The sequence below is a fragment of the Pseudomonas sp. 910_23 genome, assembly GCF_052850795.1.
In genome coordinates, this window is record NZ_VXCZ01000001.1 from 278274 (window position 1) to 301830 (window position 23557).

Annotated in this window: 25 protein-coding genes; 11 read left to right on the top strand and 14 right to left on the bottom strand. The window is 60.7% G+C overall.

Features of this window, described 5'->3' with window-relative positions; genetic code table 11:
• Positions 1-7: 7 nt before the first annotated feature.
• Positions 8-1240, top strand: a complete 1233-nt coding sequence (locus tag FW800_RS01290) for a Zn-dependent hydrolase (protein ID WP_446436806.1) — start codon at positions 8-10, stop codon at positions 1238-1240.
• A gap of 134 nt (positions 1241-1374) precedes the next feature.
• The gene (locus FW800_RS01295) at positions 1375-2412 is read left to right on the top strand and encodes a histone deacetylase family protein (RefSeq protein ID WP_446436807.1); all 1038 of its coding nucleotides are present in this window, start codon (positions 1375-1377) and stop codon (positions 2410-2412) included.
• Positions 2413-2456: 44 nt separating this feature from the next.
• On the opposite strand, the gene FW800_RS01300 is transcribed toward FW800_RS01295, so the two are convergent.
• Complete coding sequence (locus FW800_RS01300) at positions 2457-2708, bottom strand: type II toxin-antitoxin system RelE/ParE family toxin (RefSeq protein WP_446436808.1); 252 nt, start codon at positions 2706-2708, stop codon at positions 2457-2459.
• Positions 2705-3109 carry a ribbon-helix-helix domain-containing protein gene (locus FW800_RS01305; protein WP_446436809.1) on the bottom strand — a complete coding sequence of 135 codons (405 nt, stop codon included), beginning with the start codon at positions 3107-3109 and terminating at the stop codon, positions 2705-2707. The genes FW800_RS01300 and FW800_RS01305 overlap by 4 nt, the downstream gene beginning before the upstream one ends.
• Positions 3110-3319: 210 nt before the next feature.
• Here FW800_RS01305 and FW800_RS01310 point away from each other — a divergent pair, with 210 nt between their 5' ends.
• Complete coding sequence (locus tag FW800_RS01310) at positions 3320-4222, top strand: LysR family transcriptional regulator (protein WP_057701145.1); 903 nt, start codon at positions 3320-3322, stop codon at positions 4220-4222.
• Here the strand turns inward: FW800_RS01310 and FW800_RS01315 are convergent.
• Both FW800_RS01315 and tcuC read right to left on the bottom strand, forming a co-directional pair.
• Positions 4214-4972 (bottom strand): substrate-binding domain-containing protein, encoded by a 759-nt coding sequence (locus FW800_RS01315; RefSeq protein WP_446436810.1) that lies wholly within the window; start codon positions 4970-4972, stop codon positions 4214-4216. The two genes, FW800_RS01310 and FW800_RS01315, sit on opposite strands and share 9 nt — an antisense overlap.
• Positions 4969-6276 carry an MFS transporter gene (gene tcuC / locus FW800_RS01320; protein WP_148852369.1) on the bottom strand — a complete coding sequence of 436 codons (1308 nt, stop codon included), beginning with the start codon at positions 6274-6276 and terminating at the stop codon, positions 4969-4971. The genes FW800_RS01315 and tcuC overlap by 4 nt, the downstream gene beginning before the upstream one ends.
• Positions 6277-6474: 198 nt before the next feature.
• Between tcuC and FW800_RS01325 the strand changes: the two genes are divergently transcribed.
• Both FW800_RS01325 and FW800_RS01330 read left to right on the top strand, forming a co-directional pair.
• Positions 6475-6621: a hypothetical protein gene (locus tag FW800_RS01325; protein ID WP_187432754.1), complete on the top strand. Its 147-nt coding sequence runs from the start codon at positions 6475-6477 to the stop codon at positions 6619-6621.
• Between the two features lie 187 nt (positions 6622-6808).
• Positions 6809-7729, top strand: coding sequence for a LysR substrate-binding domain-containing protein (locus FW800_RS01330; protein ID WP_032877255.1), 921 nt, complete (start codon positions 6809-6811; stop codon positions 7727-7729).
• A 26-nt stretch (positions 7730-7755) separates the two neighbouring features.
• Here the strand turns inward: FW800_RS01330 and FW800_RS01335 are convergent, their stop codons facing one another.
• The 3 genes from FW800_RS01335 to FW800_RS01345 form a co-directional block, all read right to left on the bottom strand.
• Positions 7756-8691: a LysR family transcriptional regulator gene (locus FW800_RS01335; protein ID WP_248128163.1), complete on the bottom strand. Its 936-nt coding sequence runs from the start codon at positions 8689-8691 to the stop codon at positions 7756-7758.
• A 137-nt stretch (positions 8692-8828) separates the two neighbouring features.
• On the bottom strand, positions 8829-10016 hold the full coding sequence (locus FW800_RS01340) for a cyanate transporter (protein ID WP_446436811.1): 1188 nt from the start codon (positions 10014-10016) through the stop codon (positions 8829-8831).
• A 131-nt stretch (positions 10017-10147) separates the two neighbouring features.
• Positions 10148-11785: a 5-guanidino-2-oxopentanoate decarboxylase gene (locus FW800_RS01345; protein WP_446436812.1), complete on the bottom strand. Its 1638-nt coding sequence runs from the start codon at positions 11783-11785 to the stop codon at positions 10148-10150.
• A gap of 111 nt (positions 11786-11896) precedes the next feature.
• Here FW800_RS01345 and FW800_RS01350 point away from each other — a divergent pair, with 111 nt between their 5' ends.
• Complete coding sequence (locus FW800_RS01350; protein WP_446436813.1) at positions 11897-12766, top strand: LysR substrate-binding domain-containing protein; 870 nt, start codon at positions 11897-11899, stop codon at positions 12764-12766.
• Positions 12767-12805: 39 nt separating this feature from the next.
• Here FW800_RS01350 and FW800_RS01355 read toward each other — a convergent pair whose 3' ends face one another.
• Together FW800_RS01355 and FW800_RS01360 are read right to left on the bottom strand one after the other, a co-directional pair.
• Positions 12806-13420, bottom strand: coding sequence for an NAD(P)-dependent oxidoreductase (locus FW800_RS01355; RefSeq protein WP_446436814.1), 615 nt, complete (start codon positions 13418-13420; stop codon positions 12806-12808).
• 34 nt (positions 13421-13454) lie between these two features.
• Positions 13455-14321, bottom strand: a complete 867-nt coding sequence (locus FW800_RS01360) for an MBL fold metallo-hydrolase (protein ID WP_032877249.1) — start codon at positions 14319-14321, stop codon at positions 13455-13457.
• Positions 14322-14426: 105 nt separating this feature from the next.
• Between FW800_RS01360 and FW800_RS01365 the strand changes: the two genes are divergently transcribed.
• Together FW800_RS01365 and FW800_RS01370 are read left to right on the top strand one after the other, a co-directional pair.
• Positions 14427-15332, top strand: coding sequence for a LysR family transcriptional regulator (locus tag FW800_RS01365; RefSeq protein ID WP_005786071.1), 906 nt, complete (start codon positions 14427-14429; stop codon positions 15330-15332).
• 100 nt (positions 15333-15432) lie between these two features.
• Positions 15433-15612: a hypothetical protein gene (locus FW800_RS01370; protein ID WP_003189580.1), complete on the top strand. Its 180-nt coding sequence runs from the start codon at positions 15433-15435 to the stop codon at positions 15610-15612.
• Here the strand turns inward: FW800_RS01370 and FW800_RS01375 are convergent.
• Complete coding sequence (locus FW800_RS01375) at positions 15605-16480, bottom strand: helix-turn-helix domain-containing protein (protein ID WP_005786075.1); 876 nt, start codon at positions 16478-16480, stop codon at positions 15605-15607. The two genes, FW800_RS01370 and FW800_RS01375, sit on opposite strands and share 8 nt — an antisense overlap.
• 189 nt (positions 16481-16669) lie before the next feature.
• Between FW800_RS01375 and pobA the strand changes: the two genes are divergently transcribed.
• A complete protein-coding gene (gene pobA / locus FW800_RS01380) occupies positions 16670-17854 on the top strand; it encodes a 4-hydroxybenzoate 3-monooxygenase (protein WP_436976875.1) in 1185 nt (394 codons plus the stop codon).
• A 66-nt stretch (positions 17855-17920) separates the two neighbouring features.
• Positions 17921-19438 carry an MDR family MFS transporter gene (locus FW800_RS01385; RefSeq protein ID WP_446436815.1) on the top strand — a complete coding sequence of 506 codons (1518 nt, stop codon included), beginning with the start codon at positions 17921-17923 and terminating at the stop codon, positions 19436-19438.
• 87 nt (positions 19439-19525) lie between these two features.
• Here the strand turns inward: FW800_RS01385 and FW800_RS01390 are convergent, their stop codons facing one another.
• The 3 genes from FW800_RS01390 to FW800_RS01400 are packed head-to-tail and all read right to left on the bottom strand — an operon-like array spanning position 19526 to position 21560.
• On the bottom strand, positions 19526-20365 hold the full coding sequence (locus FW800_RS01390; protein ID WP_446436816.1) for a cache domain-containing protein: 840 nt from the start codon (positions 20363-20365) through the stop codon (positions 19526-19528).
• 55 nt (positions 20366-20420) lie between these two features.
• The gene (gene cynS / locus FW800_RS01395) at positions 20421-20891 is read right to left on the bottom strand and encodes a cyanase (RefSeq protein WP_005786081.1); all 471 of its coding nucleotides are present in this window, start codon (positions 20889-20891) and stop codon (positions 20421-20423) included.
• Between the two features lie 27 nt (positions 20892-20918).
• Positions 20919-21560, bottom strand: a complete 642-nt coding sequence (locus FW800_RS01400) for a carbonic anhydrase (RefSeq protein ID WP_005786082.1) — start codon at positions 21558-21560, stop codon at positions 20919-20921.
• Between the two features lie 112 nt (positions 21561-21672).
• Here FW800_RS01400 and cynR point away from each other — a divergent pair, with 112 nt between their 5' ends.
• A complete protein-coding gene (gene cynR, locus FW800_RS01405; protein ID WP_148852362.1) occupies positions 21673-22539 on the top strand; it encodes a transcriptional regulator CynR in 867 nt (288 codons plus the stop codon).
• Positions 22540-22644: 105 nt separating this feature from the next.
• Here the strand turns inward: cynR and FW800_RS01410 are convergent, their stop codons facing one another.
• Entirely contained in the window at positions 22645-23418 is a 774-nt protein-coding gene (locus FW800_RS01410) for a transporter substrate-binding domain-containing protein (RefSeq protein WP_078820605.1), read from the bottom strand.
• Positions 23419-23557 lie beyond the last annotated feature (139 nt).

Here is a 23557-nt window from a genome sequence, read left to right on the forward strand (position 1 = left end):
GTCAGCAATGTTGAAGATCAATGGCGAGCGCCTGTGGCATAGCTTGATGGCCATGGCCGAGATCGGCGCGACTGCACGCGGTGGCAGCTGCCGCCTGGCGTTGAGCGCCGAAGACAAGGCCGGTCGCGAGCTGTTCAGCCACTGGTGTACAGCGGCTGGCCTGACGTTGAGCGTGGATGCCATCGGCAATCTGTTCGCCCGTCGTGCGGGTACCGACAATGACGCCGCTGCGGTGATGATCGGCAGCCATCTCGATACCCAGCCCGAAGGCGGGCGCTTCGATGGCGTGTACGGCGTATTGGCCGGCCTGGAGGTGATCCGCAGCCTCGACGACCACGGCATCCAGACGCGCAAGCCCCTGGAAATCGCAGTGTGGACCAACGAAGAAGGCGCGCGTTTCACCCCGGCGATGCTGGGCTCCGCGGTGTTCACTGGTGCCCTGGCGCTGGACAAGGCGTTGGCGACCACTGATGGCGATGGCATCAGCGTGGCCGAGGCGTTGCGCACCACCGGCTATAACGGCGAGCGTGCATTGGGTGGGGCGGTGGACGCGTATTTCGAAGCGCATATCGAGCAAGGCCCGATCCTGGAAGACAACGCCAACAGTATCGGCGTGGTGACCGGCGGCCAGGCGATTCGCTGGCTCGACGTGCGGGTCGAAGGCATGGCTGCCCATGCTGGCACCACGCCGATGGCGCTGCGCAAAGACGCGTTGTATGGCGCCGCAAAAATGATCCAGGCCCTGGAAAACCTCGCTGCCGATTTTGCCCCGCATGGCCTGACCACTGTGGGTGAATTGAGCATCGCCAAGTCGTCGCGCAACACCATTCCCGGTGTGCTCGACTTCACTGTCGATCTGCGCCATCACCGCGACGCCGATATCGACGCCATGGAGCAACAAGTGCGCGCACGCCTGCAGGCGATTGCCGATAACCGTGGCCTCAGCGTGACTATCACACCGCACTGGATCAGCCCGGCCACGCCGTTCGATGCTGAGTGCGTGGCCTGTGTGCAAGCGTCGGTGGATGCTCTGGGCTACAGCCAGCAGACCATCATCAGCGGTGCCGGCCACGATGCTATCCACCTGGCGCGCTATTGCCCGACTGCGATGATCTTCATCCCCTGTGTCGGTGGCCTGAGCCACAACGAAGCCGAAGACGTCTTGCCTGAAGACGTGCGCCAGGGCACCGATGTATTGCTCAACGCCGTGTTGAAACGCGCCGGCCAGGTTCATTTCTAAAGGCTGACGCCGTGCCCATGTGGGAGCTGGCTTGCCTGCGATAGCGGTGAAGCAGGCAGTACATTGTGCTCTGACCGTGCGCAATCGCAGGCAAGCCAGCTCCCACAGGTTCTGTGTTTATCCAGGAGCATCCTATGAATACGTTTTTCCATCCCGAACAACTGCTGCATCACCCACGCAGCTACTACTCTCGTGGCCAGATGCGCACGCCACAGGAGGTCCCCGAGCGTGCGCGCAACCTGCTGCTGGCTGCGCGAACGCTGGGCTTTGATATCCAGCAACCGAGCGACTACGGTATGGAACCGCTGCTCGCCGTGCACGGCGCTGCATATCTGGATTTTCTCCAAGAAGCTCACCAGCGCTGGAAGGAAATCCCCGAAGACTGGGGCGACGAAGTCATGTCCAACATCTTCGTGCGCGAGCCCAACGCCCTGCGCGGCATTCTGGCCCAGGCGGCACGTTACCTGGCTGATGGCAGTTGCCCGATCGGTGAACTGACCTGGCGCTCGGCGTATTGGTCAGCCCAAAGCGCCGTCGCCGCTGCCCAGGCCATTCTCGATGGCGCGCCAGCCGCCTACGCCTTGTGCCGACCACCGGGGCATCACGCCCGCTTCGATGCGGCGGGCGGCTTCTGTTACATCAATAATGCGGCGGTGGCTGCGCAAGCGTTACGCAAAAGCTTCCAGCGCGTCGCGGTGCTCGATACCGACATGCACCACGGCCAAGGCATCCAGGAGATTTTCTACCAGCGCGATGACGTGCTCTACACGTCGATCCATGGCGATCCCACCAACTTCTATCCCGGGGTGGCGGGCTTTGCCGAAGAAAAAGGCGATGGCCCAGGCTCAGGGTTCAACCTCAACCTGCCCATGCCCCACGGTGCCGGCGAAGCGCTGTTTTTCGAAAAGCTGGAGCTGGCCCTGGCAGCGGTGAAGGATTTCTCGGCGGATGTGCTGGTGTTGTCACTGGGCTTTGATATTTACGAGTTGGACCCGCAAAGCAAGGTCGCGGTGACGCGGGAAGGCTTTGCGCGGCTGGGAGAGTGCATTCGAGGGCTGGGGTTACCGTGCCTGATCGTGCAGGAGGGGGGTTATCACCTGCAGACGCTGGACAGTAACGCGCAGGCGTTTTTCAGTGCGCCAGCGGCGTGGGAGAAACTATCAGTCGATTAAACGCTAAAAGCCTGCCGATCAGCTTTCAGCAGGCTTTTCGTCTATCAATGAGCAGTCGTTCCCCTCACCCTGAACGCGATGATGGTGCTGCGACGATAGTGCGTGATGCGCAAGCCTGTAAGCAGGTCGTCACGGCGCGTGCCACGCAAGGGGAACAGGGCGAGGCTTTCACAGTAGCTGACGAGATTGTCGATAAAGCGCGTCGCTGCCAAGGGGGAGCCGGCATCGCAGATGTAATCCTCAAGGGCATCGAGTTGCGTCAGGACTTCAGGCGAAAAAACCACCGAGTAGCTCACGCGTTCCCGATGCCTTTGCGCTGACGCCTGGCTGCCATATGCTCGCGAACCTGTTCTGCAGATAACCCGAGCTCAGGCTGTGCCTCAAGAGCGGTCGCTGCCGGGATGACTTCGTCCCTCAGCCAGTCTTCCATGGCACGGTCACGTGCCAGCAGCACCCGCAATCCGTCGCGAATCACTTCGCTTTCGCTGGCATATTCGCCTGCAGCCACCTTGGCTTTGACCAGGGCCGCCATTTCAAGGGGCAAGGTGATGCTCATTTGCTGGGTTGAGCGCATTGGGATGTCCGCCAGAAGTGAGTAGGATTCAATCCTACTTGACCATTGGCGCGATGCAAGAAGCAACTGATCAATGCCGATATCCGGCGTCTCGTCGCCCATCCAGAAGGGGTAGGTTTGCATGGGGTGTCGCGTCTCCAGTTGTGTAGGTCAGGCCGCAAGTATTGACCCGTTTTGGCGAGCGCGTGGCCGCAGGTGGCCGATAAGCTGCTGAAATGTATGACTTGATATCTGTAACAGGATTATCTCGATAAAGCCGCCCCGGCTCGCATGGCATCGCATCGACTCCCATACGATAATGCTCGTCACCCCGACCACTCTGGCCTGCCTCCCGTGATCATCAATTTCGACCTCAACGACCTCCAAGCCTTCCGCGCCGTGGTAGACAAGGGCAGTTTCCGTGGCGCCGCCGAGGCCATCCGTATCTCGCAGCCGGCCCTCAGCCGACGCATCGAGAAGCTTGAATCCGCCCTGGATGTAAAGCTGTTCGAACGCACCACACGGCGGGTCAGTCTGACCATGGTCGGTCGTGCCTTCTTGCCCCAGGTGGAGCGAATGCTCGACGATCTTGACATCGCCTTGATGGGCATCAGCAACGTCGCGTCCACACGCATGGGCAACGTCACCATCGCCTGTGTGCCGTCTACCGCGTATTACTTCATGCCCCACGTGATCTCCGAATTCCACAAGCTGTATCCGAAGATTCGCTTGCGGGTACTGGATGCCAGTGCTGGCGAAGTGAGCAATGCGGTGGCAAGCGGTGAAGCGGATTTCGGCGTGAGCTTCAGCGGTAGCCTGGCCGACGAGGTCGAGTTCGAGCTGTTGTTGCAGGAACGCTATGTGCTTGCCTGTCGGCGTGACCATCCGTTGGCCACGCGTGAGAGCGTGACCTGGACCGAGGCCTATGAACACGACTACATCAGCGTGGACAAAACCTCGGGCAACCGCTTCCTGCTCGACCAGGCGCTGCGTGGCGTGCGGGTGAAAAAGCCGAGTATCTGCGAGACCCACCACGTGACCACCATGATCGGGCTGGTGGAGGCGGGGCTGGGCGTGGCGATGGTGCCGTCGATTGCGATGCCGGCGTGCGAGCACCCGATTCTGGTGAGTGTGCCGCTGGTAGAGCCGCAGGTGATGCGCAATGTGGGCTTGATCAAGCGCCGCGGGCGGACACTGCCGCCTGCGGCGCTGGAGTTGGAGCGATTGGTGCGGGAGATGCCGTTTCGGTCAGCGTGACACCGAGTCCAGGCCGGTGGATTGCACCACCGGTTGAGCTTCGGGCGAGGCCATGAACTGCAGCAGCGCCTTGGCTTCGTCCGGGTGTTCTGCGTTGACCGGAATGCCCGCCGCAAAGCGTGTCACCGACTGCACGTTTTCCGGGATCTTGCCGACAAACGTCACACCCTTGACCGGCAACAATTCAGCCACCTGCTGCAAGCCCACTTCGTAGTCACCCTTGGCCACCTGCTCGCCCACCGGCACGCGTTCGATCATGGTGCCTTTGGCCGGCATACCGAGTTTCTTGAACAACTCTTTCTCGACGTACACACCGCTGGCGCTGTCCGAGTACGCCACGGATTTGGCTTTGCTCAGCACGGCCTTGAGTTCGGCGTCGGTATTGATCGCAGGTTTTTGCGCGCCTTCCTTCACCACCAGGCCAATGCGCGAATCGGCCAGTTCCACGCGGGACGCGGGGTCGACCTTGCCTTGCTTGATCAGCTCATCCAGGGCGTAGCCGACCATGATCACCACGTCGGCGTGCTCGCCGCGGGCCAGGCGGTTGGGAATCGCTTCCGGCGCCTTGCCCATGGACGGGCCGAGAATGGTGTCGAGGGTGTCACCGCTTTGCTTGGCGTATTGCGGGCCAAGCAGTTTATAGGCGGCGGTGAAGCCACCAGAGGTCATCACCTTGAGCTCTTCGGCCTGGGCCGTCAGCGCCAGGGCGCCGAGGACGACGGCAGTGAGGGATTTGAACAAAGGCTTCATTGCACCGCCTCCTGCATGACTTGGCCACGGGTATTGGCGTGGCGATACAACGCCAGGGTTGAACACAGCGCACACAGTGCGGCGAACATCATCCAATAGGCGGGAGATGCCTTGTCTTCAGTGATGTGGATGAACCAGGTGGAAATCGCCGGCGTGAAGCCACCGAAGACTGCAGTCGCCAGGCTGTAAGCCAGGGAGAAACCCGCCACGCGCACTTCCACCGGCATGATTTCGGTCAGCGCCGGGATCATTGCGCCGTTGTACAGGCCGTAGAGGAAGGAGAACCACAACAGGGTTTCCAGCATGTGCGCAAAGCTTGGCGCGTTGACCACGTAGGACAGCGCTGGATAAGCAGTAAGAACAGTCAGCACGGTCATGGCGATCAGCACCGGTTTGCGGCCAAAACGATCACTGAGGATGCCGCCGATCGGCAGCCAGAAAAAGTTCGACACCGCCACCAGCAAGGTCACCAGCAGGGCATCGGAAGTGCTCAGTTGCAGTACGGTCTTGCCGAAGGTCGGTGCGTACACGGTGATCAGGTAGAACGCGGTGGTGGTCATGGCCACCATCAACATGCCGCCGATGACTACGGTCCAGTTCTTCACCAGGGTCGCCATCACTTCACGCATGGTCGGGCGATGCTTGCGGTTGGCGAACTCTTCGGTTTCCTGCAGGTTGCGACGCAGCACAAAGATAAACGGAATGATCACGCAACCAACGGCAAATGGAATACGCCAGCCCCAATCGGCCACCACTGCCGGTTCCATCCACACGTTCAAGCCATAGCCCAGCGCTGCGGCGACCACGATGGAGATCTGCTGGCTGCCCGACTGCCAGCTGGTGTAGAAACCTTTGCGGCCCGGCGTAGCCATTTCAGACAGGTAAACCGAGACACCGCCCAATTCCGCACCGGCCGAGAAACCTTGCAGCAGGCGGCCCAGCAGCACCAGCAGCGGCGCCCACAGGCCAATGGTGTGATAACTGGGCACCAGCACGATCAACAGCGTGCCGCTGGCCATGATCGACAAGGTCACGATCAAGCCTTTGCGACGGCCCACGTCATCGATATAGGCACCCAGAATGATTGCGCCCAGTGGTCGCATCAGGAAGCCCGCGCCGAACACGGCGAAGGTCATCATTAATGACGCAAACTCATTAGCGGCAGGGAAGAACGCGGCGGCGATATAGGTCGCGTAGAAACCGAACAGAAAGAAGTCGAACTGTTCAAGGAAGTTGCCCGAAGTAACGCGCAGTACAGCGCCTACTTTCGAGCTGGCAGAGGCGGGCCGGGAAGGGCTAGTCATGATTTTGTGTCTCCAGCGTTCTTTTTAAAGTGCTTGTTTCGCTTAAGACTGGGGATAGTGGCTGACACATTTAGAAATGATAAGTGACAAATATGGATGCATTGATGTGTTTTGGCTATCAGTCAAAAGGGCCATCCGATTTTTCAGACCTGTTCTATGCTTGAGCTTGTGTCCAATTCTTACGGATGGGAGGTGGCTATGGGCAACGAACACCAGCAGCACAATGAGCCAGAACGTGAACATCCTCGGCGGCGGCCAGAGGAAGAAAAGCCTCAAACCTGGAAGCACCCCGACGACGGCACGGAGCTTTCCGAACGGGACCAGGAGCGCCCGCTGAAACCCTGACTTCAAGTCCAATAGAATCCAACTGTGGGAGTGGGATAGGCCGTTCCCACAGTTGTTTTGTGAGGCTTACATAACCTTCAAGCGCTGATTTATCGTCTCCAAACCGCCCGATGAACAGCGCGCACATAGACGCAGCCCCGTGGCCTTTCTAAACTGCGGCTTGTCTTGGGGAGAGGGGTGGGCGCCGATGAATCGCAATGAACTACGCAAGGCCGACATCAACCTGATGGTGGTCTTCGAAGCGCTGATGCTCGAGCGCAATGTGACGCGGGTGGCGGAGAAGCTGTTTCTCGGCCAGCCCACCATCAGTTCGGCCCTCAACCGCCTGCGCACCTTGTTCAACGACCCGTTGTTCATTCGTGTCGGCCATCGCATGGAGCCCACGGCCCGTGCCGAGGAAATCATCCAGCACCTGTCGCCGGCCCTGGATTCCTTGTCATCGGCCCTGAGCCTGACCCATGACTTTGATCCGTCCATCAGTACCATGACCTTTCGCATCGGCCTGTCCGATGACGTCGAGTTCGGCCTGCTGCCGCCGTTGCTGCGTGCCTTGCGCCAGGAGGCGCCGCAGGTGGTGTTCGTGGTGCAGCACGTGGATTACTGGCGCATTCCCGACTTGCTGGCGTCGGGCGATATCACCGTCGGCATCACCCAGACCCGCGGCCTGCCGGCAAATGCCAAGCGCAAGCTGTTGCGGCATATCCGCCCCTGCCTGCTGCGCGCCGATGCCTCGGACACGCCGCTGACCCTCGATGAATATTGCGCACGGCCCCATGTGCTGGTGTCCCACACTGCCAACGTGGCCGGGTTTGCCGATGAGTGGCTGGCGGAGGTGGGCCGCAAGCGCCATGTGGTGCTGTCGGTGCCGCAATACAGTTCGCTGCCGGCGTTGCTCGCCGGCACCGACATGATCGCCAGCCTGCCGGATTACACTGCCCAAGCCATGGCCGCCGGCGGCAATTTGTACTGCGAGCCGTTTCCCTTCCAAACCCCGACCCTGGATTTGTCGATGGTCTGGCTCAGCCACGTCGACACCGACCCGGCGGAGCGCTGGATGCGTTCGCGGCTGGAGGCGTTCATGAGTGACAAGCTCCCGGCTCCAAGCTAAGCAACTGTAGAGACTGCTTGGCGCCTTCAACTTGCCGCTTGCAGCTGTTCCTCACACACCCTCACCACTTGCTCACGAAACCAGCTATTGGCACTGTCTTGCCCATTGGTTTCCTTCCAATGCATATCCAGGGTAAACCCCGGCAAACCGTTGGGTGCTTCGCACACACCGAACCCCGGTGCCAGCAACTTTTGCACGCGACGCGGCAGGGTGACGATGAAGTCGGTGCCGGTAATCATCTTCAACGCTGCGCTGTAGCTATTGGCCCGCGCGATCACCTGGCGCTTGCGCGCCTGACGTGCGAGCCAGCCGTCGATCATGTTGGTGTCGGAGGACCATGGCGTGGGGAATATGTGACGCCGCTCGACGAAAGATTGCAGGCTGAACGCCGGCTCCCTGGGTGCCGAGCGCTGGTCGAACACGCAAACCAGGTCATCCTCCAACAGCATCTGGGTTTTGAAGTCTTTATGGGTGCGATGAAAGTGCGGGCCGAAGCAGATCACCAGGTCGAGGCGGCCTTCACGCAGGTCATCGACGGGAATGTCGGTTTCCAGCTTCTGCACATTGACGATCACCGGCAGGTCGGCATGGTCGAAGTGCTTCAACAGCCGTGGCAGGATCAGTTGCTCGAAGTATTCCGGGGCGCACACATTGAAGGTCACCGCCTGTTGAGTCGGGTCAAAGGCCTGGCCACCGGCGTGACACAGGTTGATGCTTTCCAGGATCTTCTGCACATGCCCGTACATGGTGGTGGCCTTGTACGTCGGACGCATACCGGCCCGTGTGTTGATAAACAGCTCATCCTCAAAGCTGGTGCGCAACTTCTTCAGGCTGTAGCTCACCGTGGACTGGCTGACGAACAGCGTTTCGGACACATCAGTAACGCTGCTCTGGTCGTAGACGGCGATAAACACCATCAAATCCTGCATATCGAGCTTTCTGAGCGAGTTACTGTTTAGCATCGGTTTCGTCCGTAAACCCTTTGTACCGAACTCAGTACAAGACTGGGCAAAATGTTAACGGAACGCTCGTACCAATAGAAAGCTCTGTAGGACTATTCAATGTTTCGTGTGGGACAAATACTGTTTGTAATACGACGTCAGCGGATATGTCGTACGTAATGCCGGGGGTTGAAGCGCAGGACCATCAGCAGCATCACCACAGTCACCGCGGTCAGCGACCACCAGGCTCCTTCAAAGCTGCCCAATTGATCGCGGATCACTCCGGCAATCAAGGGCGACACGCCGGCAATCAGGTAACCGATGCCCTGTACAAATGCGGTAAGGCTACCGGCGCGCCGTGGGTTGTCGAGGTGGTCGAGGGACACAATCAGGCTCATGGGAAACAACCCGCCGATACCCAGGCCGAGCAGGCAAGGCCATAGCAGGCTCCAGTGTTGCGGGCTTAGGATCAGGCCGCAGAACCCGAGGATGATCAGCGCCAGCAGCACCGCGATCACTCCGCGTTTATCCTGGCGTCGGTTGGCGATGGCCGGGGTGACCAGGCCGGAGATCACCTCCATGGCGGTCAGCAAGCCCAGCAGCAAGCCGGCATTCTGCTCGCTCCAGCCCTGTTCGACGTAGTACGGCGCCAGCCACGCCAATACACAGGTATAGGACGCCGTGCCCAGGCCAAAAAAGATCGCCAGCAACCAGGCACGGCGATTGCTGAATAATGATTCCTGAGTGCTCGATTCTGCTTGAGGCAAGGGTGGCAGAGCCGAACGCTGGGTATACCAGAACACCAGCGCCAACAGCGCCAGTACCGCCCAGATCGCCAGGCCGATGCGCCAACTGCCGGTGCGCACTTGCACCAAGGGTGAGAGTGATGCCGCCAGCGCAGCGCCGCCCATGATCGCAGTCACATACAGGCCCATGAACAGCGAAACGTCAGCGCTGAATCGCGACTTGATCAGCGTCGGCATCAATGCCTGAATCAGCGCGATGCCGACCCCTGCGGCAATCGCGCTGACGATCAGCTCCAGCGCCGAATCCAGCAACAGCCGCGATAAGGTCGCCAGCCCAATCACCAGCAGCGACAGCATAATGCTGCGATGTTCGCCCAGGCGCTTGGCCAGGCCCATGCCAACAAACATCGCCAGGCCCATGGCCATGACCGGCAACATGGTCAGTAACGCGGCGCTGCTGAAACTCAACGGCACATCCACGCGAATCGACGATAACAACGGCCCCACAGCCGCCATCGACGGTCGCAGGTTAAGGGCGACCAGCACCACGCTGATCATCAGCCATACGGCGGTGGTGGGTTTTGCGTGAACGTTTTCCATGGGCCTGCCTTGTTCGAACAAGGGCGAATCAGGCCATGCAGGGGCAAGTGGGGCAAATCAGAAAGTCACTGGGGCTATCTAAAAATTGCGGATAACTGACAGATCGCCCCTCTCACAGGGGAAAACCAGAGTCACATAGAGCGAGTTCCAGGCTTGGTCGACTCCCACCGCCCTTGGTCGATTTCAATCAGCGTCGGCCCCTGGCGATCAGCTGCGGCGCGCAGTGCCGAGCGCAGATGCTCGATGCCTTCGATGCTCTCTGCCGCGCAGCCCAGGGCCTTGGCCACGCCAATAAAGTCCGGGGTGTAAATGTCCACACCCACAGGCTCGATGGCCCGATTGAGCATGTATTTCTTGATCTCCTCATAGCCCTGGTTATTCCACAACAGTACGATCACCGGTGTGCGGGCTTCCACGGCGCTGGCCAGTTCCGGCAGGGTGAATTGCAGGCCACCGTCGCCGATCAGGCACACCACCGGTTGCTCATCGCCGCGCGCCAGCCAGGCGCCGATGGCGGCGGGCAGGGCATAGCCCAGGGTGCCGTAGCCGGTGGATGAATTGAACCAGTGACGTGGTCGGTCGAGGTTCAGGGTCAGGTTGGCGCTGTACACCGGTTGGGTGGAGTCGCCCACCAGCACGGCGCCGGGCAGTTCTTCCAATACGGTGTTGAGAAGCCGCGTGTGTGCACGGGTGGCAGCGTCCCAAGTGGGCTCCAGCTCGGCCCACAAACGTGCGACGCGAACTGCGCCCCAATCGGTATTGCGCGGCGCCAGTGACTGGCGGTCCAGTTCGGTGAGCAGCGCCCGGGCGGCGATTTTCGCGTCGGCCACCAGGGCCACCTCGGGTGGGTAGTTGCGTACGGTCTGATCCGGGTCGATATCGATGCGCAGCAACGTACCGGGAATCTTGAAGCCGCCAGCGAAGGTCACGTCGTAATCGGTTTCCGCCAGTTCCGTGCCGATGGCCAGTACCACATCGGCCTCGGCGACCAGGGCGCGGGTGGCCGCCAGGGTCTGGGTCGAGCCGATCAACAACGAGTGTGCGGCAGGCAGCAGGCCTTTGGCATTGATGGTCAGGGCCACGGGCGCGCCGAGGGTTTCGGCCAGGCGGGTCAACTCGGGCGCCGCATCGATGGCGCCGCCACCGGCCAGAATCAGCGGGCGTTGGGCGGTGGCGAGCAAGCGGCTCATGTGCTCGATCGCCGCCGGTGCCGCTCCGGCGCGGGCCACGCTGACCGGCTGGCTGCCCAGCAGAGCGTCGGCATTCTCCACCAGCACATCCAACGGAATCTCGATATGCACCGGGCGCGGCCGCCCGGCCTGAAACAGTGCAAACGCCCGCGCCAGCACGCCGGGCAACTCGTGGGCCGACATCAAGGTATGGGAAAACGCCGCCACGCCGGCCACCAGTGCGCTCTGATTCGGCAACTCATGCAACTTGCCACGCCCGCCGCCCAACTGGCTGCGCGCCTGCACACTGGAAATCACCAGCATCGGGATCGAATCGGCATAGGCCTGGCCCATGGCCGTGGTGATATTGGTCATGCCCGGGCCGGTAATGATGAAACACACACCAGGCTTGCCGCAGGTGCGCGCGTAGCCGTCGGCCATAAACCCGGCGCCCTGTTCGTGGCGCGGGGTGACGTGACGGATGCCGGAGCGCGCCAAACCACGGTACAGCTCCACGGTATGCACACCGGGGATGCCGAACACATGATCGACACCGTAGCCTTTCAGGAGGTGGACCAATACTTCGCCGCAGGTTGCCATGCCGGTCGCTCTTGTTATGGATTGAAGGCGCTATTGGACCGGCTGGCCGGTAGCGGCAACAATCGATAAAAAGTCATACTCGCCATGTCCTCACGTCATGGCTGCGCCCTAATGAAACGCCTTCCACCGTTGCCCGCATTGCACACCTTCTGGGTCACGGCCCAATGCTGCAACTTCACCCGCGCCGCCGAGCAACTGCACATCACCCAGGGGGCGGTGAGCCGCCAGATCGCGGGGTTGGAACGGCATTTTGGCTATGGGTTGTTTGTGCGCCAGGCGCGGGGCTTGAGCCTCACCGAGGAAGGTCGCGAGTGGGCGCTGCGGGTGCAGCAGGTGTTCGGCGTGATCGGTGAGGCCGTGGAGCAGATCGGCAATCGCCGCGAGGTTTTGCAGCTCAAGGCGTCCACCTGTGTGATGCGCTGGCTACTGCCACGCGTGCTGCAATGGCAAAGGGAGCGCCCGGATGTACCGGTGGAGCTCACCACCACCGTGGCCTACACCGTGGATTTTCGTCGCGAGCCATTTGATGCGGCGGTGATCTATGCGCCCATCGCCGAGCAGTCCGAGGAGGCTCGGCATTTGTTCGATGAACAACTCACACCGGTCTGTGCTCCGGCCTTGCTGGACAACTTGCACACGCCAGCGGATCTGCAACACCAAGTGCTGCTGCACCCCACACGGGATCAGCGGGATTGGGCATTGTGGTTAAAAGCGGCGGGTACGCGCCTGAGCAGTCTGAGCCAGGGGCATCATTTCGAAACGCTGGACCTGGCGATGACGGTGGCGGCACAAGGCTCGGGCGTGGCGATCGGTGATCGTGCGCTGATTGGCGAGGACCTGAAGGCGGGGCGCCTGGTGATGCCGTTTGAACTGCGGGTGCCGACGGGCATGGGCTACTTCCTGGTGTATCCGCCGCAGACAGTGCCTTCTGCCGGGTTGTTGGCCCTGATGGATTGGCTGACCAGCCAGGCACAAATGTAGGAGGGGCTTGCCCCCTCCCACATTTTTTACCGCGTGGTGTCAGTAGCCAACGGTGAAGCGCTTACGCGAGTGCTTGGGTGTTTCAACCTCGTCGATCATGGCGATGGCGTAGTCGGCAAAGCTGATCGAGCTGTTACCGTCACTGCTCACCAACAGGTCATCCTGGCCCAGGCGGAATTTGCCGGTGCGCTCGGTCCCGTCGAACAGCGCCGATGGCGAGAGGAACGTCCAATCCAATTCCGTTTCCTGGCGCAGCGTTTCCAGGAAATCAGCCCCGGCACTGGCTTCGGCCTTGTACTCCGCAGGGAAACCCGGGCTATCGATGACGCGACTGCCGTCCGGTAGCAGCAACGAACCTGCACCACCCACCACCAGCAGGCGTTTGACCCCGGCCTTTTTCACCGGGCCGATCACGGCGCTGGCGGGCAAGGTGGCAAAGTGCGCGGCGCTGATCACCACGTCGCTGCCGCTTATGGCGTGTTGCAAAGCCTCGGCATCCAGCGCATCCACCTGCTTGGTCGTGACGCCTGGGCGTACGCCCAGCTTCTCGGTGTTGCGAGCGATGGCGGTGACGGTATGCCCGCGGCGCAGGGCTTCTTCCAGCAGTTGGCTACCGGCACGGCCGGTGGCACCAATGATTGCGATTTTGCTCATGACGTTCTCCATCAGGGTTAGGGTTTAAAGCCGATCACCACTTCATTTCGCCCTTGGCGACTTTGGCGCTCAATTCCAGCGAGCTTTCGTCGGCGAGGGTGGGGTAACGCTGTTTCATGGCCGCAATCAGGGCGGCGGAATCCTTGGCCTTGGCGGTTTCGATGTCGAAGGCCTGGATGTAGTCGGCGGTGAATTTCACCGAGGCCAGCGATGGGGTGCCCAGGTAGTGACCAGGGATCACTGTTTTTGGCTTCAAGCCTTCAATGCGCTCAAGGGTGCTCAGCCAGTCTTTATGGGATTGCGCGCCCTGAGTGTCAGCCATCCACAGGTGAATGTTTTCGGCGACAACCACGCCACCGACTACAGCCTTGATCGACGGGATCCACACAAAGCTGCGATCCGGCTGCGGACCGTCCAGGCCGACCACTTCAAGCTGTTGCCCTTCAAGGGTCAGGCTGTGGCCTTGCAACACTTGCGGCACAATCGTCTTGGTCGGTTTGTCGGCGCCCATTTTCGGGCCCCAATATTCCAGCTTGCCAGCGACGGTGGCGTTGATATGGTCGACCACCGGTTGCGGCGCCAGCACCTTGGCGTCGGGGAAGGCGGCGGTCAGGGTGTCGAGGCCGAAGTAGTAGTCCGGGTCGCCATGGCTGATGTAGATGGTGGTCAGGTGCTTGCCGCTGGCGCGGATCTTCTGCACCAATTGCTCGGCCTGGCCTTTGCCGAATTGGGCGTCCACCAGGATCGCGTCTTTGGCACCGCTGACCAGCACCGAGCTGACGGGAAAGATCGCCGCTTCGCCGGGGTTGTACACGTCCAGTTTCAGCTCAGCGGCTGCGGCGTGGGCGGCGAACGCCAGGGCGGCAGTGGCCAAGGTCAAGCGTTTGAAGGTCGAGAACATCGGGCAGCTCCTGCCATTGGTGAGGGGTGGGTAGAGCTTAGTTGCATAAAACACCACAAAAAATGCGATGCTTGGACATAGTTTGTTTCTGAAATCGGGCAGATCATGGATCGTCTTCAAGCAATGCGCGTGTTTGTCACCGTGGTGGACCTGGGCAGCCAGTCTGCCGCCGCCGATCATCTGGACCTGTCGCGCCCGGTGGTTTCGCGTTACCTGGCTGAGCTGGAGGATTGGGTCGGCGCGCGCCTGCTGCACCGCACCACGCGCAAGCTCAGCCTCACTGCTGCCGGGAGCGAAACCCTGCCGCGCTGCCGGCAATTGCTGGAGCTGTGCGCCGATATGCAGGCCGCCGTCAGCGAGCCCGATGACGCGCCTCGGGGCTTGTTGCGCCTGAGCGTCAGTACCTCGTTCGGCCAGGCGCAGTTGGGCGCGGCCATTGCCGAGTACGTCAAGCGCTACCCGCTGGTGACGGTGGACTTGCAGATGCTCGACCGCACGGTGAATCTGGTGGATGAGCGCATCGACCTGGCGATCCGCACCAGCAATGACCTGGACCCGAACCTGATCGCCCGGCGCTTGACTGTGTGCCGCTCGGTGGTGTGTGCCACACCGGCCTATCTGCGTGAGCATCCGGCGCCGCAGAAAGTCGAAGACCTGGCCCGGCACAACTGCCTGACCCACTCCTATTTCGGCAAGAGCCTGTGGCATTTCGAAGAGCAGGGCGAACACGTGTCGGTGCCGGTGCACGGCAATATCACCGCCAACGAGGCCAGCACGTTATTGCGTATAACTCTGGCCGGGGCAGGGGTGGCGATGCTCCCCAGTTATCAGGCCGGTGACCTGATCCGCAGTGGTGAACTGGTGCGCTTGCTGCCTGCAGCAGAGCCACGGCAGATGAACATCTATGCGGTGTACGCCTCGCGCAAGCACATGCCCTCGGCACTGCGCAGCCTGCTGGATTTTCTGGTGCTGCGGTTTCCGGAGGCGCCTGCGTGGGACGTCGGCCTCTGAGGCGATATAAACGCGCTGAATGGCAGCCAATCATGGCAACTTGCGCTGACTGACCTATGCTTTAAACAGCACCGTGTAGATCCGTTCAGAGGTCTGTGCCATGAGTATCAAAACCAGAAAATACCTGACGATTTTCACCCTCTGTGCATTGGCGACTGCGTTGTACGGGACAGCCGCCTATCGCGTTGAGCAAACGCGCATGCAACCGGCGGCGTTCGCCATCAGTTGCCATCAGGACCAATGCGTGCCGCGCACCGGCAGCTTCAGCGCGCTCAGGTAGGCTGCTCGGCCTTCAATTGCTCGCGAAACGCCTTGGGTGAAAACCCGACCCTGCGGCGAAACAGTCGTGAGAAGTTGGTCGGATCGGAAAAGCCCAGCACCTCAGACATCTCATTGATGGTCATGCTGGTGTAGGTCAACAAGCGCTTGGCTTCCAGCAATTGGCGGTCATGCATGATCTGCAACGCTGGTTGCCCGCCCAACTCCCGACAAGTCCCGTTCAAGTGTGAGACCGAGATGCCCAGCTTGTGGGCCAAATCTTCAATCTTGGGGTGCTCACGGTAATGCTGTTCGACCAGTTGGGTGAAACGCCGAAAATACTCACGACCACGTGGGGCGCGTGGATGACGACGCTGGATCGCCTGGCGGCTGACCCACACCAGCAGCACGCTGACCAAGGCGTGCAACATCATGTCCCGTGCCGGTTGATCATCGGCGTATTCGTCCTGCAAGCGCACGAACAGGTTGTTCAAGTAGTCGCTGTCCTTGCCCGCAGGATAACTGCCGAGGGTTTGCAGGCCATCGACGGTGTCACCCAATTGCGCCTGCAAATGGCTGACCAGCGGCGCCGAAAGGGTCACCACATAACCCTGCACATCTTCGGAAAAACGAAAGCCATGCACGCACAGTGGCGGCAGCACTTGCAGGCTCGCTTCATTGAGGGTGGTGCGCTGGCCTTCGATTTCCAGTTGTGCCTGGCCTTTGTGCACATACAGCAGTTGGCACAGATCCGCGTGCCGGTGGGGCTGGATTTCCCACTGGTATTCCCGACTGCGCCGGGAAATGGTTTCGCAGTGCAACAAATCGGGCGTCGGCCACTGCTGGCTTTCCCCGTAAAGCTTGAAGACCGGAATCGCGGTTTTGGTCATGGTTTCAATCCGATACTCAGGATAATGGTTCGGTAATCGCCCCGATTGGCGAAAAGCGCAGGTTTTGACGCAGTTTTCACCTTCTTATGCGGTTCGCTCAAGTGAAAAATGTCAGCCACAGTTCCACTGACAACTCTTTCACTCGATACGTTCGGGTAAAGCGTGAAGGCCATAAAAATAATGAAAACCCTGAAAACCCAAGTCGCCATTATTGGCGCCGGTCCGTCTGGATTGCTGCTCGGCCAGCTGCTGCACAACGCTGGTATTCAAACCCTTGTTCTAGAGCGCCAGAGCGCCGATTACGTGCAGGGGCGCATCCGTGCCGGAGTGTTGGAGCAGGGCATGGTTGACCTGTTGCGCGAAGCCGGGGTGAGCCAACGCATGGATGTTGAAGGGTTGGTGCACACAGGTTTTGACATTGCCCTTAATGACCAACTTATCCCAATCGATCTGAAGGCATTGACCGGTGGCCAATCGGTGATGATCTACGGCCAGACCGAAGTCACCCGCGACCTGATGGCCGCCCGCGCAGCCGCCGGCGCTACCACGCTGTACGAGGCGTGCGACGTACAGCCCCATGATCTGAAAAGTGATCGACCCTGGCTGACGTTCAATCACCAAGGCCAAGCCTATCGCCTGGAGTGCGATTACATCGCCGGTTGCGATGGCTTCCATGGCGTCGCCCGCCAGTCGATTCCGGCGCAGGCGTTGAAGGTATTCGAGCGGGTCTATCCCTTCGGTTGGCTGGGGGTGCTCGCCGATACGCCGCCGGTACACGCCGAGCTGGTGTATGCCAAACACCCACGGGGTTTTGCCCTGTGCAGCATGCGCTCACCGACGCGCAGCCGTTATTACCTGCAAGTGCCGCAGGACGAGGCTGTGGAGGATTGGTCGGATGAGCGTTTCTGGGATGAGCTGAAAACCCGCTTGCCCGGTTCATTGGCGCAGCAGTTGGTGACCGGCCCATCGATTGAAAAAAGTATCGCGCCGCTGCGCAGCTTCGTGGTGGAACCCATGCAGTACGGGCGCCTGTTCCTGCTTGGCGATGCTGCGCATATTGTCCCGCCCACCGGCGCCAAGGGGTTGAACCTGGCGGCCAGTGACGTGAGCACGTTGTTCCGGATCTTGCTCAAGGTGTACCGTGAAGGGCGCCTGGACTTGCTGCAAAAGTACTCGGCGATCTGCCTGCGCCGGGTATGGAAAGCCGAGCGGTTTTCCTGGTGGATGACCTCGATGCTGCATGAGTTTCCCCAGGCGGACGCCTTCAGCCAGCGCATTGCCGAGAGTGAGCTGGATTATTTCATCCACTCGGATGCCGGGCGCAAAACCATTGCAGAAAATTACGTCGGGCTTGCTTACGAGCCTATCGAATAGCCTGCTATCGTATTGAGCATTCCCGCGGGCGATCTTGTCCTGCGGGCCTTGTTCGAAGGTTCTGCCGTGACTCACCTCAATCAGCCCGCCCCAACCGTTCCCGCCGTGCGCAGTATTCTTGCTGCGCTGATGATGGCGATCTTCCTCGGCGCCCTGGACCAGACCATTGTGGCGGTGTCCATGCCGGCCATTTCCGCGCAGTTTCATGACGTCAACCTGCTGGCCTGGGTGATTTCCGGCTATATGGTGGCGATGACCGTGGCGGTGCCGATCTACGGCAAGCTTGGCGATCTGTATGGGCGTCGGCCCATGATGCTGATCGGCATGGGCGTGTTTACCCTGGCGTCGCTGTTTTGTGGCATGGCGCAAAGCATGGAGCAATTGGTGCTGGCGCGGATTCTCCAGGGCATCGGTGCCGGCGGGATGATTTCAGTGAGCCAGGCAATCATCGGCGACATTATTCCCCCTCGCGAACGCGGCCGTTACCAGGGCTATTTCAGCAGCATGTACGCGGTGGCCAGCGTGGCGGGGCCGGTGCTGGGCGGCTATATGACCGAGTACTTGTCGTGGCGCTGGGTGTTTTTGATCAACCTGCCGCTGGGCGCAGGCGCCTGGTACGTGGCCCATCGCACGTTGGTGGGACTGCCGGTGCCACAGCGCAAGCCGATCATCGATTACCTCGGCACGGTGGTGATGATCATCGGCCTCACCGCCTTGTTGCTGGGTATCACCGAAATCGGCCAGGGCCATTCGTGGCGTGACGATCAAGTGCTGGGGTTGCTGGCCTGCGCACTGTTGGCGTTGAGCGTGTTTGTGTGGCACGAACGCCGCGCGCGCGAACCGCTGCTGCCCATGCACTTGTTTGCCAACCGCAGTGCGGTGTTGTGTTGGTGCACGATTTTTGTCACCAGCTTCCAGGCGATTTCCCTGACCGTGCTGATGCCCCTGCGTTACCAGACCGTGACCGGCGCCGGTGCCGACAGTGCGGCCCTGCACTTGCTGCCCTTGGCGATGGGCTTGCCGATGGGCGCGTATTTTGCCGGGCGCATGACGTCGGTGACTGGCCGCTATAAACCGATGATCCTGAGCGGCGCGGTGTTGAGCCCGCTGGCGATTCTCGGCATGGCCTACAGCGCGCCCCAGGCGGTGGTGCTCACCAGCGTATTCATGCTGTTGTGCGGCATTGCCGCCGGTATGCAGTTCCCGACCTCGTTGGTGGGTACGCAGAACTCGGTAGAGCAACGGGATATCGGTGTGGCCACCAGCACCACCAACCTGTTCCGCTCCCTGGGCGGGGCAGTGGGGGTGGCTTGCATGTCGGCGTTGCTGCTGGCGCTGTTGCACGACTCCAGTTTCGCCCATTTGACGAGCGCCGCACTGGTGGCCGAAGGCAGTTCTGGCAACGTGCTGCTTGACGGCCTCAACGCCGCACCCGGCCCGGCGCAGGATGCGTTGCGCGGGGAGTTGGCGGTGACGTTCCGGCATTTGCTGATGGTGAGTGCGGCAGTGTCGCTGCTGGGGTTGGCGGCTGCGATCGTGATGCCGAACCGGGTGCTGCGTGGTCGGGAAGACAAAGCCCGCTAGGTCCAACTGAATGTAGGAAACCAAATGTGGGAGGGGCGGCGCGACGATTCGACTTGCTCCCACAGTTTGATTGCATTTCAAGTCAGGTCAGGGGCTGTAATATCCCACCGCAACCATGAAATGCCCGCTTTTGCGCACATAAGCGTGCTTGTTCTCGACCTTACCCGTCACCGGGTTTTTCCAGCGGTATTTGTATTCGCCCTGGTCCTGCTCGGCCATCATCTTGAGGATCGGCACACCCACCGGTTTGCCATCCGGGTCCTTGATCTTGGCAAAGTCGGTGTTGATCAGGCGCAGGTTGGTGCCGTGGGCGACGTAGCGTCGCGTGTTCAGGTCTACCACGAACACGTACAGGTCATCTTGCAAGAAGCCGCCCTGCAAGGAGTTGATCGCCTTGAGCGTGCCGGTTTCATCCTTGACCAGCGCTTCCACCGCCTTGTTGCGCAGCGCCCGTGCCTGTCCTGGCGTGGCGCGCGGCAAGTAATAACCGACCGCCAGGATGCGTTCGCCCACCCGCTGATAAAACACATGCTTATGTTCGACCTTGCCGTCGTTCCAGTTCTGCCAGCGATAGTCAGCCTGCTGGATACCCTGGCTTTCCGGCACGCTCAAGGCTTGTTTGAACGAGGCTTGCAGGTCGGGCCCGAGTACCTCGGACACGTCGCGACCGATCAGTGCGGAGGAGGGCCCGCCACTGGCCAACAGTACGCCTTGGGTATTGACCACAAACACATAACGGTCCTGGTCGATGAATTCGCCCTGACGGCTGAAGGCGGCGAACGCCTTGTCACCTTGCTTGTGGTAGTACGCCAAGGCCTTTTCCAGCAGGGCCTTGGCGGCTTGGGCATCCGCTTCCTGTGCCGTGGCGGCATGCACCTGGCTGCAACACAACAGCAGCAGCCAGGTGAATCGGAGCAGTCTCTTCATTTACCCGTCCCTCGTTCTTGTTGGTGTGCCAAGAGCGTAGACGGTTGGCGGCAAATCAGAAGGGTTTAGTGGGCAGGTATTTGCCGTCCAGGGTGATGACCGCACGGGAGCCGCCGTCCGGGTCTTCGACTTTCTTGATGTCCAGCTTGAAGTTGATGGCGCTGATGATGCCGTCGCCGAATTGTTCATGCACCAGGGCCTTCAAGGTAGAGCCGTAGACCTGCAGCATTTCGTAGAAACGGTACATCGTCGGATCGGTCGGCACACCGCTGGGGAAACTGCCGCGCAGTGGGACGCTTTGCAGCAGGCGGCTGGCGTCCTGGTCGAGGCCGAGTTTGTCGCACACGATGTCGGCCGCCTCCTTGGGCAGCGGGTGCTGGCCGAGCAGGGCGGCGGTGACGAACGCCAGGCTCAGGCCGGTGCCATCGGTGAGGTCCTGCCATGACAGATTCTTGCGCGCCTTGAGGTCGATAACGGTATCGGCCAGGGCCAGGCGTGGGGTTTGGGCGAATTGAGATTGCAACATGGTGATGTCCTCTTGGGTGGTTAAGGTTCAGGCAGCGTGGGCGCGGGTGGTTGGATGGTCGAGCAGGGAGACGAAGCGTCCGGTGCGACCGTCCAGCGCGTCGATGCCACCGGTTTCGATGTCATACACCCAGCCATGCAGGTTCATCCGGCCTTGTTCCAGGGCCAGCGCAACGCTGGGGTGAGTCTTGAGATTAGCCAGTTGGGCGACCACGTTTTCACGCACCAATGAATCCAGGCGCGCAGCGTCCGAGACATGCGTACGGGATGCATTGATCACCTTGGCTGACTCGGCATGACGCAACCAGTTGGCCACGGCCGGCAGATGGTCCAGGCACTTGCAGGTGGAAATCGCAGTCATGGCGCCGCAGTCCGAATGCCCGCAAATCACAATGTCGCTGACCCCGAGTACCGCCACCGCATATTCGACCGTGGCCGATACACCACCCGGCTCGGGGCCGTAGGACGGCACGATGTTGCCGGCATTGCGGATCACGAACAGATCGCCGGGTTCCTGCTGGGTCAGAAGCTCCGGTACGACACGGCTGTCGGAGCAGGACACGAACAAGGTGCCGGGGTTCTGTGTGGTGGCCAGGTGCTTGAACAAGTCGCTGCGTTGGGAAAAGGCTTCACGTTGAAATTTGCGGAAGCCATCGATGAGATGCTGCATGGTGGTTCTCCTTGCGTCGCTGATGGGGCAAGGATGGAAGTTTTCGGCTATAGCGTCCAAGACCGGTTTATGATGCTGTCTATAAGTCATGCCTATAGCTGGAGCGCTGTCGATGCTGCTGCGTCATATCCGTTACTTGCTCGCCGTTGCCGAGCATCGCAACTTCACCCGCGCCGCCGAAGCGCTGCATGTATCGCAGCCGACCCTCTCACAACAGATTAAACAGCTGGAAGAAAGCCTCGGCGCGCCGTTGCTCGACCGCTCCGGGCGCAGTATCAGCCTGACCGATGCGGGGCAAGCCTATGTGCGCTTTGCCAGGCTGGCCTTGCAGGACCTGCAGGCCGGCAGCCGCGCCATACACGATGTGCAGGACCTCAGCCGCGGGCATTTGCGCCTGGCCATGACGCCGACCTTCACCGCCTACCTGATCGGCCCGTTGCTGGCGCGATTCAATACGCTGTACCCGGGCATCACCCTCAGCGTCGAGGAGTTGACCCAGGACCGTATCGAAGCTGCACTGGGCGAAGACCTGCTGGATATCGGTATCGGATTTACCGGCGAACATGGACCGGACATTGAGTGCGAGGGGCTGTTTGTCGAACAACTGAGCGTAGTGGTCAGTGCCAGCCATCCCCAATTGAGCCGACTCGTTTGGCTTGAACAACCCCTGGTGCTGCTGAACACGAGCTTCGCTACCCGCCGCCATATCGATGACTACTGCCGCGGGCAAGGTGTGAAACCATTTATCGCCATGGAAGCCAACTCCATCAGCGCAATCATCGAAATCGTCCGCAACACGTCACTGGCAACCGTCCTGCCCCAAGCACTGGCCGAGGCGCAGACGGGGCTGCACGCCGTGACCATCGACCCACCGCTGCCGCAGCGTACTGCCGCACTATTGAGCCGCAAGGGCGCCTACCGCAGCGCCGCGTGCAGGGCGTTCGTCGAGCTGATGTGGGAGGGGGCTTGCTCCCGATAGCGGAGTGTCAGTTAACAATTTTTTGGCTGATCCACCTATATCGAGAGCAAGCCCCCTCCCACATTTGGATCTCGGTGTGCCAGACAGGCCGTCATGGCAGCAAATTCAAGGCGCAGCCAACCACTGGCTGACAACCCCCCCATACACACCCGTCGCCACGCTCAAGTGCAACCACTGATCCACATAACTCTTCCAGGCCACATCATCGCGAGGTAGCAGGAAGGCTTTTTCACTGTACTGCATCGGCCGCTCAGGATTGACCGCACACAACCCCGGCTTGAGCTTCTGCTGATACCGCGCCTCGCTGGCATCGGTAATCATCACATCGGCCTTGCCCGCCAGCAGCTCATCAAAAATCGTCACATTGTCATGCAGGCGAATCTGCGTCTGGCCCAGGTGGGCACGGGCAAACACTTCATTGGTGCCACCTGCCGGCTCGATCACCCGCACCTGTGGCTGGTTGATCTGCTCAACCGTTTGGTAGCGCTGCACATCGGCGCAGCGCACCAGTGGGATCTTGCCGTCAACCCCCAGCGATTGGCTGAAGAACGCCTTTTTCTGCCGCTCCAACGACACCGAAATCCCACCCACGGCGATGTCGCACCGTTGGGCGAGGAAGTCCGGCATCAGGGTTTTCCACGTGGTGGGCACCCACTTGATCGTGGTGTTGAGGCTCTTGGCCAGGGACTCGGCCATGGCAATGTCGATACCTTCATAATGGCCATCGGCGCGCAATGAGGTGTAGGGCTTATAGTCGCCCGTTGTGCAAACGGTCAGGGTGCCGCGCTGGATCACCTCGTCAAGACGTGACGGGACAGTGTCGGCCTGGGCGATGTTTACCAGGCTTGCCAGCACACAGAGGGCCAGAGGAGCTTTCATGGGGGCGAGTCCTTGGGGCACGGTCGGGGCGCCCATTATTTCCAGCGCCGGGCAGGGTGGCAAGGCGTGGGGAATGTTTAGCCAAACTGTACCCAAACTCCATCAAGCCTGAATTTAACCGCCTATCCAGGCGTGTGAC

Bases quoted from the DNA above. Each gene is read 5' to 3' on its own strand.
- FW800_RS01290 (WP_446436806.1), top strand. From the start codon at position 8: ATGTTGAAGATCAATGGCGAGCGCCTGTGGCATAGCTTGATGGCCATG.
- FW800_RS01295 (WP_446436807.1), top strand. From the start codon at position 1,375: ATGAATACGTTTTTCCATCCCGAACAACTGCTGCATCACCCACGCAGC.
- FW800_RS01305 (WP_446436809.1), bottom strand. From the start codon at position 3,109: ATGCAAACCTACCCCTTCTGGATGGGCGACGAGACGCCGGATATCGGC.
- FW800_RS01315 (WP_446436810.1), bottom strand. From the start codon at position 4,972: ATGAAGCCTTTGTTCAAATCCCTCACTGCCGTCGTCCTCGGCGCCCTG.
- tcuC (WP_148852369.1), bottom strand. From the start codon at position 6,276: ATGACTAGCCCTTCCCGGCCCGCCTCTGCCAGCTCGAAAGTAGGCGCT.
- FW800_RS01325 (WP_187432754.1), top strand. From the start codon at position 6,475: ATGGGCAACGAACACCAGCAGCACAATGAGCCAGAACGTGAACATCCT.
- FW800_RS01330 (WP_032877255.1), top strand. From the start codon at position 6,809: ATGAATCGCAATGAACTACGCAAGGCCGACATCAACCTGATGGTGGTC.
- FW800_RS01335 (WP_248128163.1), bottom strand. From the start codon at position 8,691: ATGCTAAACAGTAACTCGCTCAGAAAGCTCGATATGCAGGATTTGATG.
- FW800_RS01340 (WP_446436811.1), bottom strand. From the start codon at position 10,016: ATGGAAAACGTTCACGCAAAACCCACCACCGCCGTATGGCTGATGATC.
- FW800_RS01345 (WP_446436812.1), bottom strand. From the start codon at position 11,785: ATGGCAACCTGCGGCGAAGTATTGGTCCACCTCCTGAAAGGCTACGGT.
- FW800_RS01350 (WP_446436813.1), top strand. From the start codon at position 11,897: ATGAAACGCCTTCCACCGTTGCCCGCATTGCACACCTTCTGGGTCACG.
- FW800_RS01355 (WP_446436814.1), bottom strand. From the start codon at position 13,420: ATGAGCAAAATCGCAATCATTGGTGCCACCGGCCGTGCCGGTAGCCAA.
- FW800_RS01360 (WP_032877249.1), bottom strand. From the start codon at position 14,321: ATGTTCTCGACCTTCAAACGCTTGACCTTGGCCACTGCCGCCCTGGCG.
- FW800_RS01365 (WP_005786071.1), top strand. From the start codon at position 14,427: ATGGATCGTCTTCAAGCAATGCGCGTGTTTGTCACCGTGGTGGACCTG.
- FW800_RS01370 (WP_003189580.1), top strand. From the start codon at position 15,433: ATGAGTATCAAAACCAGAAAATACCTGACGATTTTCACCCTCTGTGCA.
- FW800_RS01375 (WP_005786075.1), bottom strand. From the start codon at position 16,480: ATGACCAAAACCGCGATTCCGGTCTTCAAGCTTTACGGGGAAAGCCAG.
- FW800_RS01390 (WP_446436816.1), bottom strand. From the start codon at position 20,365: ATGAAGAGACTGCTCCGATTCACCTGGCTGCTGCTGTTGTGTTGCAGC.
- cynS (WP_005786081.1), bottom strand. From the start codon at position 20,891: ATGTTGCAATCTCAATTCGCCCAAACCCCACGCCTGGCCCTGGCCGAT.
- FW800_RS01400 (WP_005786082.1), bottom strand. From the start codon at position 21,560: ATGCAGCATCTCATCGATGGCTTCCGCAAATTTCAACGTGAAGCCTTT.
- cynR (WP_148852362.1), top strand. From the start codon at position 21,673: ATGCTGCTGCGTCATATCCGTTACTTGCTCGCCGTTGCCGAGCATCGC.
- FW800_RS01410 (WP_078820605.1), bottom strand. From the start codon at position 23,418: ATGAAAGCTCCTCTGGCCCTCTGTGTGCTGGCAAGCCTGGTAAACATC.